The organism is Actinorhabdospora filicis (genome assembly GCF_030269765.1).
GTDB lineage: Bacteria > Actinomycetota > Actinomycetes > Mycobacteriales > Micromonosporaceae > Actinorhabdospora > Actinorhabdospora filicis.
On sequence record NZ_BSTX01000007.1, the window covers coordinates 151,674 to 169,679 of the forward strand.

At 70.0% G+C, this 18,006-nt stretch carries 14 protein-coding genes; 7 read left to right on the forward strand and 7 right to left on the reverse strand.

Going from position 1 to position 18,006, the window contains the following annotated elements; all coding sequences use genetic code 11:
• Positions 1-27 precede the first annotated feature (27 nt).
• From QSK10_RS32540 to eccB, 4 genes are all read right to left on the reverse strand, one after another.
• Complete coding sequence (locus QSK10_RS32540) at positions 28-354, reverse strand: hypothetical protein (protein WP_285667365.1); 327 nt, start codon at positions 352-354, stop codon at positions 28-30.
• A 196-nt stretch (positions 355-550) separates the two neighbouring features.
• Complete coding sequence (locus tag QSK10_RS32545) at positions 551-1,744, reverse strand: hypothetical protein (RefSeq protein WP_285667366.1); 1,194 nt, start codon at positions 1,742-1,744, stop codon at positions 551-553.
• Positions 1,741-2,091 (reverse strand): hypothetical protein, encoded by a 351-nt coding sequence (locus QSK10_RS32550; protein ID WP_285667367.1) that lies wholly within the window; start codon positions 2,089-2,091, stop codon positions 1,741-1,743. Before QSK10_RS32550 ends, QSK10_RS32545 begins: the two co-directional genes overlap by 4 nt.
• A gap of 713 nt (positions 2,092-2,804) precedes the next feature.
• On the reverse strand, positions 2,805-4,235 hold the full coding sequence (gene eccB / locus QSK10_RS32555) for a type VII secretion protein EccB (RefSeq protein WP_285667368.1): 1,431 nt from the start codon (positions 4,233-4,235) through the stop codon (positions 2,805-2,807).
• A gap of 133 nt (positions 4,236-4,368) precedes the next feature.
• Between eccB and QSK10_RS32560 the strand changes: the two genes are divergently transcribed.
• Entirely contained in the window at positions 4,369-5,475 is a 1,107-nt protein-coding gene (locus QSK10_RS32560) for a S8 family serine peptidase (RefSeq protein ID WP_285667369.1), read from the forward strand.
• Between the two features lie 50 nt (positions 5,476-5,525).
• Here QSK10_RS32560 and eccD read toward each other — a convergent pair whose 3' ends face one another.
• Positions 5,526-6,920, reverse strand: coding sequence for a type VII secretion integral membrane protein EccD (gene eccD / locus QSK10_RS32565; protein WP_285667371.1), 1,395 nt, complete (start codon positions 6,918-6,920; stop codon positions 5,526-5,528).
• Positions 6,921-7,117: 197 nt separating this feature from the next.
• On the opposite strand from eccD, the gene eccCa reads away from it, so the two are divergent.
• From eccCa to QSK10_RS32580, 3 genes are all read left to right on the forward strand, one after another.
• Positions 7,118-11,095, forward strand: a complete 3,978-nt coding sequence (eccCa, locus tag QSK10_RS32570) for a type VII secretion protein EccCa (RefSeq protein WP_285667372.1) — start codon at positions 7,118-7,120, stop codon at positions 11,093-11,095.
• Positions 11,096-11,256: 161 nt separating this feature from the next.
• Entirely contained in the window at positions 11,257-11,556 is a 300-nt protein-coding gene (locus tag QSK10_RS32575; RefSeq protein WP_285667374.1) for a WXG100 family type VII secretion target, read from the forward strand.
• A gap of 31 nt (positions 11,557-11,587) precedes the next feature.
• Positions 11,588-11,872 carry a WXG100 family type VII secretion target gene (locus QSK10_RS32580; RefSeq protein WP_285667375.1) on the forward strand — a complete coding sequence of 95 codons (285 nt, stop codon included), beginning with the start codon at positions 11,588-11,590 and terminating at the stop codon, positions 11,870-11,872.
• A gap of 130 nt (positions 11,873-12,002) precedes the next feature.
• Here QSK10_RS32580 and QSK10_RS32585 read toward each other — a convergent pair whose 3' ends face one another.
• Entirely contained in the window at positions 12,003-13,409 is a 1,407-nt protein-coding gene (locus QSK10_RS32585; protein ID WP_285667376.1) for an AAA family ATPase, read from the reverse strand.
• Between the two features lie 194 nt (positions 13,410-13,603).
• Here QSK10_RS32585 and QSK10_RS32590 point away from each other — a divergent pair, with 194 nt between their 5' ends.
• From QSK10_RS32590 to QSK10_RS32600, 3 genes are all read left to right on the forward strand, one after another.
• Positions 13,604-14,281: a hypothetical protein gene (locus tag QSK10_RS32590; protein ID WP_285667377.1), complete on the forward strand. Its 678-nt coding sequence runs from the start codon at positions 13,604-13,606 to the stop codon at positions 14,279-14,281.
• Between the two features lie 33 nt (positions 14,282-14,314).
• Complete coding sequence (locus QSK10_RS32595) at positions 14,315-14,614, forward strand: hypothetical protein (RefSeq protein WP_285667379.1); 300 nt, start codon at positions 14,315-14,317, stop codon at positions 14,612-14,614.
• Positions 14,615-14,687: 73 nt separating this feature from the next.
• The gene (locus QSK10_RS32600; RefSeq protein ID WP_285667381.1) at positions 14,688-16,421 is read left to right on the forward strand and encodes a hypothetical protein; all 1,734 of its coding nucleotides are present in this window, start codon (positions 14,688-14,690) and stop codon (positions 16,419-16,421) included.
• Positions 16,422-16,797: 376 nt separating this feature from the next.
• On the opposite strand, the gene mycP is transcribed toward QSK10_RS32600, so the two are convergent.
• Positions 16,798-18,006 carry a type VII secretion-associated serine protease mycosin gene (gene mycP, locus QSK10_RS32605; protein WP_285667383.1) on the reverse strand — a complete coding sequence of 403 codons (1,209 nt, stop codon included), beginning with the start codon at positions 18,004-18,006 and terminating at the stop codon, positions 16,798-16,800.

An 18,006-nucleotide genomic window follows, 5' to 3' on the forward strand; every position in this document is an offset into this window, starting at 1 on the left:
GGTGGGAACTCCTGTCGGGGGTGGCGGTTAGCTGGGCTTCTTGCCGTCGAGGCGCCGCTGGATGATGTCCATCGTCGCGGTGGTGTCCTCTTCGCGCTGCTTGTACTGCGCGGCGCACTCATTGATGCGCGTGGCATTGGCGTTCAGCGCCTCGGTCAGATCCTTGAGGTGGGTGTGGATCTGCTCGGCCAGCGGGAAGTAGCCCGCGGCCAGCGGCGAACCGAACAGGCCCCAGATGAACCACTCCGGGTCGGCGTCCTTGGCGACCGTGGCGATGTCGGAGCTGTTGTCCGACAGTCGCTTCAAGCGCCCTTCGGCGGCGGTCATACCGGCGAAGTCGACGTGGAAAGACATTGCAGAGCCTCTTCCAGAAGGGTGACGGTGACCGATCACGGACATGGCGGGACTGACCTGGCCGTCCCGCCTGCCGGGCCCATGATCGGCGGCCTTCCGGGCATCCTAAAGGAATTGATCAACGAGTGTGAAGTCCAGCCGAATAATTCCCGTCGGTTTTGTGGCCGGACGGAGTCCTCTGGGGTCGAATCGGCCCTCACGCGAGGTTTTCCGGCGGCCCCTCGATCTCCTTCACGGCCGCCCTCGGCGGCTCCGGCGGCTCGGGGACGAACCGCGCGCCCAGCGTCGCCGGGGCGGGCTCGGCGGCATCGCCCCACACCATGTCGTCCTCGGTCAGCCACGTCTCGTAGACCCGGTCCCGCGACTCCTCGTCGGGCGCGGTCCGCGCGCTCGGCGGACGCGCCGGGGCCTTCGCGTTCGGAACGGCCTTCGCCGCCTCGGTCTTGGCCGCCGCTGGCGACTTCGCGCTCTCCAGCGCCGTCACACTCGGCCGCCCACCCCGCAGCGTCGCCGCGCCCGGGAACAGCCCCGCCCCACCGCTCAGCGGCGACGCGGCGAACGTGCTCCCACCCGGAGCCGCGAAACCCAAAGTGCCCGACGTGCCCACGTTCACCCCGGTCAGCGTCCCGTCGCCGACCCCCAGCAGATCGGTCTCGCCACCGGGCGGCCCGATCACCGGCGGCTCACCCGGCTTCTCCGGCGCGGGCTCCCCGTCGTCCGGCGTCGCGATCGCCTTCGGCGTGAACGCCGAAGCCGTCGGGATCACCGTCCCGTCGATCGCCTTCATGCCCGGGTTGCCGTGATTGACCGAATCGGGCAGATCCACCGGCGGCAGCGGCGGAGGAGACTTGATCTCCTCCTTCGTGTCGTACTCCCGCGCCAGCTCGGCGATGATCATGATGATCTTCTCGCGCGCCTCCCGGCGCTGCTCCTCGTCCTGCTCATGCCCGATCAGACCACCGATCAGAGCACCCGCCGGACCCAGGATCGCCGTCCCGATCGCGGCACCCGCGATCGTGCGCCCCGAATCATCGGTGTCGGCCGGATCCGGAGCATTCCCCTGCGCCGTCTCCAAAGCCGTCTTCCACGCGTGCAGATTGTCCTTGATCGTGCCCACGTGACCCGCCAGCTGATCGGCGAACTGGATCACCAGACTCAACCGCCGCTTGAACTCCGCGCCACCCTCGGTCTTCTCGCTCCAGTAGTCCATCAGGTCCGTCAGATCGCGGTCCAGATCCAGGACGAAGTCGTCCAGCGTCGCCCGGATCGGATTCACCCACGTCGCGGCCAAACCATCGATCTGCCCCGGATCACCCGCCTGCAACGACTTCCACAGCGCGGCATGGTCCTGCGACTGGTACGGGGGGAGATAGGCGTCGAGATCGCTCACTTCTTCTCCAGTGCGGTGTCCACGTCGTCCAAGCGCGACCCGATGCTCGTGGCGCTCAGAGAGTTCAGCTGCTCGGCCGTGCGGTAGTTCTCCGCGATGCGCTTCGTGGCGAGCTCGGCGGCTACGACGGCGTCCATCAGGCGATTGATGCGGTCGGCGAACTCGCCGTAGTGCTTGGCGTAGACGGCCTTGCTGGTGTTGGCGTGCTGGAAGGTGCCCAGGGCGGGGGGTTTGTCCTTGAGCTGTTCGTTCATCTTGGCGATGACGGTTTCGAGCTGGATGCGGCGATTGGCGAGGTTGGCTAGGAAGCCGTCGAGGGAGGAGACGTCGACGTCGGTGTTGGCCATGGCCGTCCTCGGGGTGGGGTGTGTGTTGGATAACAGTAGCGGGTTGGAGGGGGTTTGTCGTAGTGGCTGACTCCCGGCTGTCGCGCTTCTTGTCCGCCCCCTCACGGATCGCCCTTGTGCTGTCCCGGGGGTTGGCGCTGGGGTCCCATCGCCGTCTGGCCTGGGCTTTCAGCCCTTGCCCCGACCAGGACGCTGTCCTGGACCTGGGCCTCTCTCGGAAGGGGGCTTCGCCTTGGGTTGCGGGCCGTTGTCCACGGGCTTAGGGCATGGTCGGGCTTGTTTTGGGTTGTTCTTTGCGTGCGGTGGGGTCCTTCGTCGGTCGGCCCCGGCACCATAACGACGAACCTGGGGGTGTCAAGCCAAAGAACGCGGCTTGACACCCCCAGAACCCTCGTTACCGATTCCTTTGCGGCCGACCGACGAAGGACCCCACCACCCGAAGTCGGCATCTGCGCTTCGCGCCGGGTCTGTGGGGCACCTTGCGGTACGTGGGCCACCCACTTCGTCCACCCTGCTCGCCCGCCGCCTTGTCCCGCCCGGCCCGCACCTCTTCTTCCCGCCCCCATCACTCCACCCCGCACCCCCCAGCCCCGCCCCGCCCACCCCCGCACACGCCACGGGGCGAGCCGCTCGGCTCGCCCCGGTCGTCGTTCCGTGTTCCTCGTGCCCTACTACTTCTTCTTCACCACTTCTTCACCGCGAACTCATCGCCGCTAGCTCGCCGCCGGGTCCGGGGTCTGGTCCGGGGCCGTTTCGATCACCTTCTGCAATGCCGCGTGCTGGCTCAGGGCCACGCCCGAGGGCAGCAGGTTCAGGAACGAGCCGGGTACCAGTACCGGGGTCACCGAGGAGTAGCCGAGGGCGGCCTTGGGGTCGGAGCCCTGGGATGCCACGAGGCCGTACTTGTTGCCCTGCTGGTTGATCAGGTAGACGGTTTGGCCGGAGGTGGCGCCGTCGGTGGGCTGGTCCTGGGCGAGGACGCCGCGGCCGCCGGGCAGCACTACTCGGTCGGCGAGGCCGGTGGTGTCGATGAGGGTGGTGTTGTCGGGGATGACGAGGTCTTCGGGGGCGTGGCCGTAGGTCATGACCTGGATGCCGGCGCCGGGGGTGTAGACGCCGCAGATGGCGGTGTGGTCGCCGGTGACCTGCTTGGCGACGGGGACTTCCTGGGGGAAGCCGGGTTTTTCGATGCCGCCGGCGTCGGGGGCGAGGGCGGAGTTGATGTCGGAGGCCGAGGCGGGGATGGGTTCGGTCTCGCCGCCGAGGAGTTTGGCGGCGACCGCTCCCACGGGGATGAGGCCGCGGTCGGTGAGGACGAAGAACTTGCCGGAGGTGGTGAAGACCGCGCCGACCTTGGCGGTGGAGCCGACCACGGGGCGGTTGCTGTTGCCGCCGGCGTTCGTCACGCGGATCTGGTCGAGGTCGGGCCCGGCGGGGAGGGCGTCGATGACCTTTTTGGTGACGGGGATGGGCTGGTTGGTGATGCCGAGGGCGGTTTTGGCGAAGGCGGTGACGTGGAAGCGCTTGTCGTTCAGGAGCAGGAACTCGTCCTTGCCCGCGGAGTCCTGGACGAGGACGGCCTTGTCGCCGGGGAGTTCGCCGCCGGTGAGGTTCTGCACGATCACCTGGGTCACCAGGCCGCTGGCGGCGGGGCGGGGGCTGGAACTGCAGACGTTCCAGGCGGTGCCGTTCTGGGTCAGGTTCTCCGGGAGGGGGAGGGTGTCGGGCGCGTTGGGGATGCCGAGGGGGAGGCCGCGGGGGTAGTCGCGCAGGGAGTTCTGCGACATGGTGACCGTCTCCACCTCGGGCTTGTTCAGGATCAGGCGCGCCGAGGAGTAGTTGAGGACGGGGTAGAGCGCGGGCTTGGAGTTGGCCCCGGCGAGGCTGCCGTAGAGGTAGCGGACGCCGGTCTCCTCCTCGATGATCAGGACATCGGCCTGGGGTTTGCCGCCGCCCTGTTTGAACACGCCGTAGATGCCGAACGCGGCGGCGATCACGGCCATCACCATGACGCTGCCCATGACGGACAGGCCGATGCGCCGCATGGGCGTCTCGGTGCTCTCCGGATCGCCCAGGAGCAGCGCGGAGATGAGCCGGTGGCTCACGAACCGGTGGGCCTGGACCTGTTCCTTACGCGAACGCATCTGCGAACCTCTGCCGGGGGTGTCGTCGGTTGGATGACGTGTGCCCCCACCTTAGGGCCCCTCGTCACCCTCGCGGCCGAGGCCCGGTCTCGGTATGGTCGGCGCAGTCCGCGCAACCGAAACGGAGGCGGTCATGACCGCACGGTCCAGGACGGCGGTGACGATCGCGGCGGCGACGGTACTGCTGACGGGGTGGGCGCAGCCCGCGACGGCGAAGATCACCGGCTGGCAGCTGGAGGCGATCAAGGCCGCGCAGGCGCAGGCCATCAGCACCGGCGAGGGCGTCGTGGTCGCCGTGGTCGACTCCGGCGTCGGGAAGCACCCCGACCTGGAGGGGCACGTCCTGGACGGCAAGAGCTTCGTCGAGGAGGACCCCCGTCGCGACCGCGCCGGGCACGGCACCGACATGGCCGGGCAGATCCTGTCGGTGGCGCCGGGCGCGAAGATCCTCCCGGTGCAGGTCACCTCCGGCGGTGCGGAGTTCGTCGCCGGGCCCATGGTCGAGGGCATCCGCTGGGCCGCCGACAGCGGCGCCAAGATCATCAATGTCTCGCTGACCGGGGGGAGCGCCTCCGACACCGAGATCGAGGCCGTCAAGTACGCCCTCGGCAAGGGCGCGGTCGTCATCGCCGGTACGGGCAACGACCCCTCGGCCGGAGTGGGCGCGCCCGCGAACCTGCCGGGCGTGGTCGCGGTGGCCGGGGTGGGGCAGGACGGGAAGATCTGGGAGAAGTCGGCCACCGGGCCCGGCACGGTCCTGGTCGCGCCCGCCGTCGACGTCATGGGCATCACCCCCGACAACCCGGGCACCGACCCGGGGTACACCAAGGGCAGCGGCACCAGCATCGCCACCGCCCTCGTCTCCGGGGTCGCCGCGCTGGTCGCCGCGAAGTACCCCGGCATCAGCGGGCCCGACCTCATCAACCGGCTCGTCTCCACCGCCGCCGACGCCGGGGCGCCCGGCCGCGACGACGTCTACGGCACCGGCCTCGTGGACGCCGAGGCGGCGCTGACGAAGGACGTCCCGCACGTCGGCGAGAACCCGCTCGGCGACCCCGCCAACGCCCTCTCCGGCGCGGCCGAGGACCGCGTCGAGCAGGACCGGTCGCTGCTGGTGAAGCTCGTGATCGTCCCGATCGCGGCGATCGTCCTCCTCGGCGTCCTCGTGCTGGTGATCGTCCTGGTCGTGCGCGGCAAGCGACGGCGGCGCATCCCGCCCGGCCCGCCCGGCCGGTACTGAACGCGAAAAGGGCCCCGCCGGTCGGCGGGGCCCTTTTCGTACGTCTCGGACTATCCGTTCAGGCTGCGCATCATCGTGTAGATACCGCCGATCCAGCCCGCCAGGGGCACGATCGCCACGATCAGCAGGATCTCGGCGATGTCGAGGGTGCGGCCCCACATCGGCGAGATGCGCTTCCCGGTGACCGCCAGGCCGTAGAACACCGCGATCAGCGTGATCACCAGCAGCCCGCCCAGGACCGCCGTCAGCCGGATCAGCGTCGGCGAGGCCGCGAAGACCGCCAGGGTCAGCAGGCCCAGGCCCGCGATGCCCGCCGTCAGCAGCGGGATCCGCGCGCTGCGGACCACCAGGACCCGCGCCCGCGACAGCAGCACCAGCGACAGCACACCGGTCAGCAGCCAGCCGGGGACGCCGCCGTCCAGCGACAACGCGATGCAGCACGCGAAGCTGATCACCGCGATCGTCCCGTACATCGAGGTCAGGAAGTCGTTGGCGCGCGCCGAACGGTCCAGCGCCTCGGTGCCGTTGACCGAGTAGTTGTCCTGCTTGAGCTCCTCGACGTTGGCCGGGAGCTGCGGCATCGGCACCCGCGCCAGCCGCAGCGACAGCGTCGGCGTCGCCGGGACCAGCATGAACGTCAGGGACGCCACGATCGCCGCGCCCAGGGCCGCGTTGCCGTCGAGGGCCATCGACGTCCCCGCCGCGATGCCGAAGGCCACCGCGCAGAACGACGCCGACAGGAACAGCGGCGCCCGGTCGGCCACGGCCACCAGCGCCAGGACCGCGAAGACCAGCACCGCCGAGGTCGCCATCACCAGGTTCGCCGAGGTCAGCTCGCCCACCTCGCGGTCACCGGCGCCCACCAGCAGACCGCCGACGGCCGCGTACGCCAGCGACACCAGCGCGAAGGCCACCGCCGCGTCGGTCGCGCGCAGCGCGCGGGCGAAAACCGCCGAAACGGACAGCAGGACCACCGCGACCACGAAAGCCGTGATCGCCCCGTACAACTGCGGCGGACCCGAGAACAGCACCGCCAGCGCACCCGCCAGCAGCGCGCACACGCCCACCGTCAGGCTGAACTTGCGCGTGGAGTGCTGGTCCCAGCGTGAACCCCGGTTGTTGGTGGCCGTCGCCACCGCCTCGATGACGTCGTCGAAGACCATCTCCGGCGCCATCTTCTGCCGCATCGTCAGATACAGCAGCTCACCGTCGCGCACCGTCAGCTGCGAGGTGCTGCGCCCGGAATCCAGCGGCTGCCCGCCCAGGCGCGCCAGCACCCAGCCACCGTGCGAGGCACCCTCGTCGGCGAGTTCCTCACCCGCGTGCCGCAGGATCGTCGGCAGCAGCTCCGCCAACGGCACCTCCGACGGCAGCGCCAGATCGACCCGCGTGTTCGGGCTGACGATCGTGACGCGGGTCAGTTCCCCGTTCGCAGTGCCGGCCACGAATGGCTCCTCCCATGAAGCGACCTCCCGCCGGGATCGGCCGGGACGCGCGGGGGATCTGCGGCCACGGGCGGCGGGAATGCGGTCAGCCTACCGAGGCGCGCAACCCGGGCTCACGACGGCCGATGGACCCCATGTGGCGCACGTCAGTAAGGTCTAGGTCAACCCCAGTGTGAAAAGTCCGAGAAGGGCATCCGGTGAGCACCGAACTGTTCAAGCGGCCACCCCGCCGCCGAGGACCGCAACTGCCGCGCGGTGAACTCCTGCTCGAATCGCCCCCGGAACTGCCCGAGATCCTCCCCAAGAGCTTCGGCCAGATCTTCATGATCCTGCCGATGATCTGCGGCGCCGGGGCCATGATGATGATGATGGGGAACCGCGGCAGCGGCGCGATGTCCTACGTCGCCGGCGGCCTCTTCGGCGTCTCCATGCTGGGCATGGCCGTCAGCAACATCGGCAACACCGGCGGCAAGGACAAGGCCGAACTCAACGCCGAGCGCCGCGACTACATGCGGTACCTCGCGCAGGCCCGCCGCCGCGTCCGCCGCGCCGCCGACCAGCAGCGCGCCGCCCAGCAGTGGCGCCACCCCGAACCCGACTCGCTGTGGTCGATCGTGGCCTCGGCGCGCATGTGGGAGCGGCGCACCACCGACGACGACTTCGGCGAGGTCCGCGTGGCCAAGGGCCCGCAGCGGCTCGCCGTCAAAATCGTGCCACCGGAGACCAAACCGGTCGAGGACCTCGAACCGATGAGCGCCATCGCGCTGCGCCGGTTCGTGCGCACCCACAACAGCGTCCGCGACCTGCCCATCTCGATGTCGGTGCGCTCGTTCAGCAAGGTCGTCCTGCGCGGCGAGTACGACATCACCACCGCCATGGCCCGCAGCATCGTCTGCCAGCTGGCGGCCCTGCACTCGCCCGACGACCTCATCATCGCCGTCGTCGCCGCACCCGAGCGCATGGACCGCTGGCGCTGGACCAAGTGGATGCCGCACCTGCAGTCGAAGTCCCGCAGCGACGCCGCCGGAGCCGCCCGCCTGGCCTTCGAGGACATGATGAGCCTCGAACGCGCCCTGCAGGACGAGCTCTCCGGCCGCGGCCGCTTCGGGCCCGAGGCCAAGCCCCTCGCCGGGCAGCCGCACATCCTGGTCATCCTCGACGGCGGTGAGGTCGCCCCCAACTGCCAGCTCGCCGGGCGCGGCCTGCTCGGCACCACCGTCCTCGACCTGTCCGGGTACGTGCCCCGCGACTCCGGCCGCTTCCTGCTGTGCCTGGAAAGCGACGGCCGCAGCGTGTCCCACGACCAGGGCACCCGCCAGGCGCCCCTCGGCGTCCCCGACATGCTGTCCATCAGCCAGGCCGAGGGCATCGCCCGGCAGATGGCGCCCTACCGGCTCTCCCAGCAGCAGCAGGCCACCACCGAGGAACCCCTGTCCACGGTCATGGAACTGCCCGACCTGCTCGGCTTCGGTGACGCCGCCGCGCTCGACCCGAGCATCCACTGGCGCCCCCGCCCGATGCGGGAGTTCATGAAGGTGCCGCTCGGCATGTCCCCCGACGGGCAGGTCGTCGACATCGACTTCAAGGAAGCCGCGCTGGAGGGCATGGGCCCGCACGGCCTGCTCATCGGCGCCACCGGCTCCGGCAAGTCCGAGGTCCTGCGCACCATCGTCGGCGCCCTGGCCGCCACCCACTCGTCGGAGGAACTGAACTTCGTCCTCGTCGACTTCAAGGGCGGCGCGACCTTCGCGTTCCTCGACGAGATGCCGCACGTCTCGGCGGTCATCACCAACCTCGCCGACGAGATCGCCCTCGTCGACCGCATGCAGGACGCGCTCGCCGGTGAGATGGTGCGCCGTCAGGAACTGCTGCGCGCGGCGGGCAACTACGTCAACCGGCAGGATTACGAGAAGGCCCGCCTGGCCGGCGAGCCCCTCAAGCCGCTGCCCGCGCTGATGATCATCTGTGACGAGTTCTCCGAGATGCTGGTCGCCAAGCCGGAGTTCATCGACCTGTTCGTGCAGGTCGGCCGGATCGGCCGGTCCATCGGCGTGCACCTGCTGCTGGCCTCGCAGCGCCTCGAAGAGGGCAAGCTGCGGGGTCTGGACACCTATCTCTCCTACCGCGTCGGTCTGCGGACCTTCTCGGCGGTGGAGTCCCGGGTCGTCCTGGGCGTCCCCGACGCCTACGACCTGCCGCAGGCGCCCGGTCACGGCTACCTCAAGGTCGGCACCGAGACCATGCAGCGCTTCCGCGCCGCCTACGTCTCGGGTGCCTACAAGCCGACCGGACGCGCACCCGGCCTGCCGGGCGCGCCGAAGGTCCGCGAGGACGTGAACCTCGTCAACTACGACCTGGACTACATCCCCGTCATCGAGAAGCCCCGCGAGAAAGAGGTCGCCGTCGAGACTCCGGTCAACGACGAGGGCAAGGAAATCTCGATGCTGGAGGTCATGGTCCACAAGATGCGCGGCCACGGACGGCCCGCGCACCAGGTGTGGCTCCCGCCGCTCAAGGAGCCCCCGAGCCTCGACCGGGTCCTGCCGCAGCTCGGGATCGACCCCGAGCGCGGCCTGACCCCGGTCGGCTGGAACCACAATGGGCGGCTCATGGCCGTGCTCGGCGAGGTCGACCGGCCCTTCGAGCAGCGGCGCAGCCCGTTCACCGTGGAACTGGACGGCGCGGGCGGCAACGTCGCCATCGTCGGCGGCCCGCAGTCGGGCAAGAGCACCATGCTGCGCGCGATGATCTCCGGGCTGGCGCTCACGCACACCCCGCGCGAGGCGGCGTTCTTCGTCCTCGACTTCGGTGGCGGCACCATTCGCGGCCTGGGCGACCTGCCGCACGTGGCCGGCGTCTACGGCCGTCGCGACGAGGAGGGCGTGCGCCGCACGATCTCCGAGGTCAACAGCATCATCGACGACCGCGAGGCCCGCTTCGCCGAGAACCAGATCGACGGCATGAACGCCTACCGCCGCCTGCGGGCGCGCGGCGAGCACGCCGACGACCCGTACGGCGACGTGTTCCTCGTGGTCGATGGCTGGGGCACCCTGCGCGAGGACTACGAGCAGTTCGAGTCGACGCTGCTGTCGATGGCCGGTCGCGGCCTCGGCTTCGGCGTCCACCTGGTCATCTCGGCCAACCGCTGGGCCGAGATCCGGCTGAACATGCGCGACCTGCTGGCCACGAAGCTGGAGCTGCGCCTGGGCGACCCCTCGGAGTCGGAGCTGGACCGCAAGGCCGCCCGCAACGTCCCGGAGAAGACCCCGGGGCGTGGTATGACCAAGGAGAAGCTGCACTTCCTCACCGCGATGCCCCGCATCGACGGGCACCAGCGCGACGAGGACCTGCAGGAGGGCGTGGCGCACATGGTCGCCGAGGTCCGCAAGGCCTGGCGCGGCCCGACGGTCCCGAAGGTCCGTCTCCTGCCGCGCGACCTGCGGATGGAGGAGCTGGCCCCGATGGTCGGCCGCCGTGCCCAGGGCATCCCGATCGGCCTCAACGAGGCGGGTCTGAAGCCGGTGCTGCTGGACTTCGACGACGAGCCGCACCTGATGATCTTCGGCGACTCCGAATGCGGCAAGAGCAACCTCATGCGGCACATCGCCCAGTCCATCACCGAGAAGTACACCCCGGACCAGGCGCGCATCATCATGGCCGACTACCGGCGCGGGATGCTGGGCGCGGTCGAGGGCGAGCACCTGCTCGACTACTCGATGAACTCCACCCAGTTCGAGAAGACCGTCGGTGCGGTGAAGAAGCGCCTGGAGCTGCGGCTCCCGGGCCCGGACGTGACCCCCGACCAGCTGCGTAACCGCAGCTGGTGGACGGGTCCGGAGGTCTTCTTCCTCATCGACGACTACGACCTGGTGGCCGTCGGGCGCTCCAACCCCCTCGCGCTGCTGGCCGACTTCATCCCGCAGGCCAGCGACATCGGCCTGCACATCATCCTGGCCCGCCGCATGTCGGGCGTCGGCCGGGCGATGCACGAACCGGTCATCCAGCGCCTCAAGGAGCTGGACGCGCCGGGTCTGCTGATGGACGGCCGCCGCGAGGAGGGCCAGGTCCTGGGGACCCTGCGGCCCAGCAAGCAGCCGCCCGGCCGGGGCACCCTGGTGCGCCGCCGCGACGGCGAGCAACTGATCCAGACCGTCTTCCGGGGCGAGGTCTCGTGATGTCCGGGCCGTGCTTGTCCGTCAATTCGTCGCAAAATCGTGACGGCACGGGTTTGCGCGGCCCGGCTATCGTGGGTGCCAACGGAAGGCGGGCGCTTGTCCCGTGCCGTCGGCTCCCCGGCTCGGCGGTGAACATCATCCGACTACAGGAAGGTTGACCCGTGGCAATTATCGCGGATGTCGCCACCATTCAGAAGGCCAGCCAGGACGTCCTGACGACCAAGGACAACATCGATGGCCAGCTGTCGGCGCTGCGCAGCCTGATCGCCGAGCTCGCCAGCGGTTGGCAGGGCCAGGCGGCCGGCGCGTTCAACCGCGTCATGGAGACGTACAACGGCGAGGCGAAGACTCTCATGGACGCTCTCGAAGCGATCTCCGAGCAGCTGAAGTCGACCGGCCACTCGATCGCCTCGAACGAAGAGGCCTCGGCGCAGGTTCTCGACAAGTTCAGCGCGATCTAGCCGACCGCCTTAGAGAGGAAAGAGAAGCGACATGAGTGGTGACAGGATCCTCGTCAGCTACGAGGCCATGCAGGGCGCTCAGGCCGAGATGGGCAAGATCGCCGGGCAGATCCAGCAGGAGATCGAGGACCTCAAGGGCCAGCTCGCCAAGATCGAGTGGGAAGGCCAGGACGCCAACGCGTACAACGAGCACCAGGCCGCGGCGAGCCAGTCGGTCATCGACATCAAGGAGCTGCTGGAGCAGATCGCCGCGGCGGTCGGCCAGGCCCACGACAACTACAACGAGACCGAGCGTTCCAACGCCGCCTCCTGGTAGTTCTCCCGGCAGGACCCACGGTCCACGTTGCCTCACCCGGACCATCGGTCGGGTGAGCCCGGCACTGGACGCGCAGGCCTTCCCGGCGGTCCATCCCGTTCTCGCGGGGTGGGCCGCCGTTGTTTATGCGTCAGAGTTCGTAGACGGTCCCGGCGGTGACGATCTCCAGTCCCGGCACCGACTCCACGCCCGGCCCGGTGAAGGCGAGCAGCCGGGTGGCCGAGACGTCGTAGCGTCCCGCGCCCAGTTCCACCGCCCGGCGCAGCGTCGCGGCGTCCCCGGCGGTGACCGGGGCGTCCCAGCGGCACAGCCCGGCGGCCAGCAGCCGGGGGCGACCGCCGTCCACGGGCTCGCCCAGCACCATCACGTCGGCCGATACCGGCCGCATGTTCTCCGGGTCGCGGACGTAGCCGCGCCCGACGTGGACGGCCTCGCCGAAGCGGTCCGTCCCGGCCGCCCACTCCCGGCAGATCGCCGCCCACTGCGGGTTCAGCACCATCTCCGAGAAGCGCGAGGCGCGCCGCTCCCACAGGAAGTCGTGGATGTAGCCGCGCCGCAGGCGGCCCAGGTCGGTGCGCATCATCGCGTGGTAGAAGGTCAGCAGCGGCTCGGCGATCCGGAACAGCACGTCGCCGGGGGACAGCAGGTTCGCGCGCTTCTCGGCCAGGCCGCAGGCGACCAGCGTGGCCAGGTGGCGGCGCAGCTCGACGGGTTCCACCGCGAAGTGCTTCGCCAGCTCCAGCAGCGAGGCGGTTCCGAAGGCCATGGTGAACGGAATCGTGCGGTACCAGCCGATGTCGGTCGGGCCGATCTCGTCGCGCATGAAGCGGATGGCGATGTCGAACAGCTCGTGCGAGGGCTCCAGGACCGTGCGCCGGCAGAAGTCGCGAATGTCGGCCGCGGACAGCGGTGGGGGACCGGCCAGGTCGCGGTGGACGGGCGTCCCGCCCAGGATCGCGTACAGCGGCATCGCCACCGCCGGATCGCCCACGCCCCACCACTCGGCGGCCGCGCGGTACCCCAGCGGCTCCAGGCGCAGGTCGAGGACGGCCCGCTCGCGCAGCGGCTTGTGGCGCAGCAGCGGCTCGCCGAAGTGGGTGGCCGCCGAACCGCTCAGCAGCAGGCGCGTCCGGGACTCGGCGACCTCCGGCCGGGCCGGGTCGAAGGCGGCGGCGACCTGGTCGAGGATCCGGTTCTCCGAGCGGTACAGCTCGGCGGTGTCGTCGATGACGACGGTGAAGGCGCGGTCGCGGCCCAGCGCGAGCAGGACGTCCAGGGCCTGCGGCCAGGTGCCGAAGTCCGGGGGAGGGGCGCCCAGGTGCGCGGCGAGGTCCCCGCGCAGCTTCTCCAGCGAAGCGCGGTGACCGGCGTCGGTCGCGGTGTGCAGGAGACCGCCGGTCTGACGCGCCAGCGTGGTTTTACCGATTCGCCGCCGTCCGGACAGCAGACCGAGAGACGCGTGCGGGAGGCTGTCGGTGGTGAACCCGGCGAGCAGCCGCCGGGCCGGCTCGCGGTCCGGAATGTCGCTCCTGGTCACCATCACCTCCGCGCCGACCGGGACGCGCCAGTCTAGCCGCGCGGGGGAGGCCCGCACGTCGGTCGGGCGTCAACGACCCGTCCGGCGGTTGACGGAGGTGGCTAGCATGTGACGGAAGTAGTGCTTTCCGGCCGTCGGTACAAGGCCCTTCGCGCGCGTGCGCGAAACGGCCGATTACACGAGAAACCAGGGACATGAGCCAACAGACTCCGACCGCGCGCGGGCGTCGCGTCCGCGTGCTCGCCGGTGCGCTTCTGGGCGCGGGCCTGCTTCTGATCGCCTCCGCCTGCGGCGACAAGGGCGGCGACACGCCGTCCGGTGGCGACAACGGCGGCAACCTGACCACGAAGGTCGCCTCGCTGAAGGTGTGCGAGCTGGTCGACCTCTCGCAGCTGGCGAGCACTCTCCACTCCACCGGCTACACCAACGGCCCCTCGGACATCCCCAAGGGCACCGGCCAGGACCCCGAGGGCCCGCAGTGCTCGGCGCAGCTGACCCAGGAGCCGCTCGGCACCAGCGTCGTCCCGCCGTCCCGGCTCAACGCGTCGGTCGTGGCCTATCCGACCGCCGACGAGGCCGCCAAGCAGTACACCGACCGGCTGGCCGCGGTGAAGAAGAACCCCGCGGACACCGCCACCGACCTGACCGGCGACTGGACCAAGGGCTCGGTCGTGGTCAGCAAGGGCAGCTCGGACAACATGATCTACGCGCTCGTCCAGAAGGACTCCTACCTGGTGAAGATCCAGCTGCAGGTGGCCTCGGACGAGACCTTCAAGGACAAGTGGCCCTTCACCCTCGACGAGGTCAAGGCCACCGTGACCGAAACCATTGGGAAGTTCTACACCTCCGCCTCCGGCAAGCTCGCGGGCTGAGATCTACCTACATGTGAGAAAGGGGCTTGCCTCATGGCGGGCATCAAGTTCAGTGCCGACGCGCTGCGGGCATACCAGAAGGTGGTGCGCGAGCAGCTCGACCTGGTCGAGGACACCATGATCGCGGGGGTGAAGAACAACCTCTCGGTCGAGCCCGCCTTCGGGAAGTTCCCCGAGGCGAACACGGCGCTGGAGACCTACAAGGGCAACTTCAACAAGGTCTGGGCCGATCTGAACCGGCTCAAGAGCGCCCTCGAAGCCATCGACGACGCCTGCAACACGACCTTGAAGAACTACGACGAGACCGAGACGACCAACACGGCCAAGTCCTGACGGCTCCCGGCTCCCGCCCGGCATCGGGCCGGGGCGGCGTAGGCATTGTTCGAGTAGACGAGAGTAGAGACGAATGACGAACGGAAAGCCCCCGGGAACGGAGAACGTCCCCGAGAACCTCGAACTCAAGAAGACCGGGGTCAAGGTCGGGGACGGCGCGAGCAAGGACGTCTACCAGACCTCCGGCAGCCACTGCAACAAGGACGGCTGCAAGCTCGCCAAGTCCGAGGAGGAGAAGGCCTGGGAGGAGCTGTGGTCGGGCCGCGTCAGCGACCAGGACATCGACCCGCCGCTGCCCGCCCAGGGCAAGACCGCGCCCTCGCCCGAGCGTTACGCCGAGGTGCTGCACGCGGTCCGTCCGCCCGGCGTGCACGCCATCATGGCGATCAGCACCGGCTGGAACGCGCACGTCAAGTCGCCGATGGTCACCACGACCAAGCCCGCGCTGACCAGTGCGTTCGAGACCCTCAAGGGCAGCTGGGAGGGTGACGACTTCACCAAGTTCACCGAGCGCGTCACCGCCACCCACAAGTTCATCGACGACATCCTCGGGAACCTGGGGGGTGAGACGAACTCGGACAAAGACACCATCATCACCGGTCTGAACAACTACGCGACCAACCTGAGCCAGCAGCAGACCGGCTGCCGCTTCCCGGCCGCGCAGGTGTGGTCGCACGAGGGCGGCACGTCCTCCGAGGACCGGGTGCACATCCGCCCGCCGTGGCACGTCGGCGACTGCCACGAGATGGGGCTGGCCGAGGCCGCCGAGAAGCTCGTCAACGGCATGCAGGGCGCCTCCAGCGACTACTCGAACATGACCTCCTCGTGGACGGCGCACTTCAAGTCCTGCGCCAACCCGAACATCCACTTCTACGCCTACGGCGGACGCGGCTACGCCTACCAGGCGAAGACCCCCAAGCCCGGCGAGAGCTGCGAGTCGCTGCCCGCCGACAAGCAGCGCTCGGACGGCGACGCCAAGAAGTTCGCCGAGAACTACACGACGAGCGTCGCGCGCCTGGCCAAGGACAAGATCTACGAGGACTACGAGAAGAACTACCGCGAGACCGCCGACGACATCAAGAAGCGGGTCAACACCGCCAATGATGACTACAGCAAGGACCACCCCAAGCTCGACACCACCACGCCGCCCCCGCCCGGGCTGCCCGGTGAGAACCCCAACACGCCTCCGCCCGGGCTCGGCGGCCCGCCGCCCGGAAGCGTGCCCCCGCCCGGCGGCCTGCCCAAGGGCCCGATGGCGGATGTTCCCCCGCCGATCAAGCCGGGCGACACTCCCGACATCCCCACCCCCAAGCCCTACGACCCGCCGAAGCCCGACATCACGCCCCCGGGCGTGAAGCCCCCGGGTGACCACGGTGGCTTCCAGGGCGTCGGCGACCCCGGCTTCTCCAAGGTCCCGCCCGGTGGCGGCGGCTGGAACCCCGGCGGTGGCGGCGGCATCGGCACCCCCGGTGGCGGTGGCTGGACGCCCGGTGGCGGCGGCGGTGTCGGCACCCCCGGTGGCGGTGTCGGCATGCTCGGCGGCGCGGGCGCCGGTGGCGTCGGCGCGGGCGCGGCCGGCAAGGGCGCCGCGGGCCGCGGCGGCATGGGCATGATGGGCGGCGCCGGAGCCGGTGCCGGCAAGGGCGCGGCCGGAGCCGGTGGCAAGGGCGCCGGAGCCGGAATGATGGGTGGCGGCCGCGGCGGCGCCCACGGCAACGAGAACGAAGAGCACGGCACGTGGCTCCAGGAGGACGACGACGTCTGGGGCACCGACGGTGACGACGCGCCGCCGTCGCTGCTGCGCTAGCGGATAGACCCCACAACGCGAAGGCCGGTGTCGGTTACCGACACCGGCCTTCGCGTATCCGCCGCCAGCGGGCCCCACGGCCCGTCCGGAACGCCACGGTGTACCGAGTGGGGCGAAGACACTGAAAGGCCGCGAGCGGCGGCCTCAGCCGCGCCCACGGCCCACTGGCTTCGGGAACCCGGCCGGGGCGGGTCTCGTGAGTACGAGACGGTGTCGGCTGGGTTTTTGAAGCTCTGTGTTCTTGAAGCTCTGTGTTTCCCGCAAGCCGGTCCTGCGGCACCGTACCGGCGTTGTTCGAGGCCGGGAGAGCGGTGTAGCGAGAGGCACCGAGGGTCCTGAAACGCCGTCGGCCTGTCGCGGACCCGCAGGACGGGTCCTAGGGCTGCGCCGTCCGCGCGCCCGCCGCCCGCCGCCGCACGTGCCTGCGCACCAGGAACGCCGACAGCAGCACGATCGTCACGGCCACCGCGCCCGCCGCCGTCAGCGACGCGGCGATCTTCATGCCCCGCAGCGGATCCACCGGCGCCTGCGGCGCGCTGATCTGCTCACTGCCGACCGTCCGCGGCGCGCCCGCCAGCTTCCCGTCCAGCGAGGCCACCGCCCGGTAGGGGTTCACGACCCCGTACCCGAACTCCTTCGACCAGCCGCCGGGCGGCGAGTCCGCCGTCGCCTCGATCCGCTCGATCACCTGATCGGCGGTCAGATCCTTGTAGTAGGACCGCACCAGCGCCGCCGTGCCCGACACGAAACCGGTCGCGAAGCTCGTCCCGCCGTCCTTCATCACGCCGTACCCGTTGCCGCGCGGCGCGATGCCGGTGATCTCCGAGCCGGGCGCCGCCACGTCCACGAACCACGCCGGGTTGGACGTGCCCACCCACGCGCCGTTCTGGTCGACGCTGCCCACGCCGATCACGCCGTCATAGGCCGCCGGGTACACCGTCGCGCCCGCCGTCAGGTTCTCCCCGGTGTTGCCCGAGGCCGCCACCATCACCACGTCGTTCTGCCGCGCGTACTGGACCGCGCTGCGCAGCTCCGGGGTGTCATCGGTGCGCAGGGACAGGTTGATGATGGTGGCCTTCTTGTCCACCGCCCACCGGATCGCGTCGGCGACCTTCTTCGGCGAGTTCTCGTCCTGCGCGAACTTCGAGGAGTCCTCCGCGACCCGGATCGGCAGGATCTTCGCCTTGGGCGCGATCCCGTAGTACTGCGGGTTCTTCTCGTTGTAGGCGGCGGCGATGATGCCGGCGATGATCGTCCCGTGCGGGACGTTGTCGCAGTGCGCGTCGCTTCCCACGTAGTCCTTGCCGTCCAGGACCTGCGGTGCGAGCTGCGTCGGCTGGTTGGAGACGCCGGAGTCGATGACCGCCACGACCTGGCCCTCGCCCTCCGACAGCGGCCAGGCCTTCTCCGGCTGGAGCCGTTTCAGCTCCCACTGCTTGTCACTGAGGGGCGCGGTCACCTCCGGACCGCACTGGTTGGCCGCGCTCGCCTGGCCGGGTACGGCGATGGTGCCGGTCAGGCCCAGGAGCGAAGCGGCCAGCGCGAGGGCGGCCGTTCGCCGGGAAAGGAGGGGTTCGCGTGACAC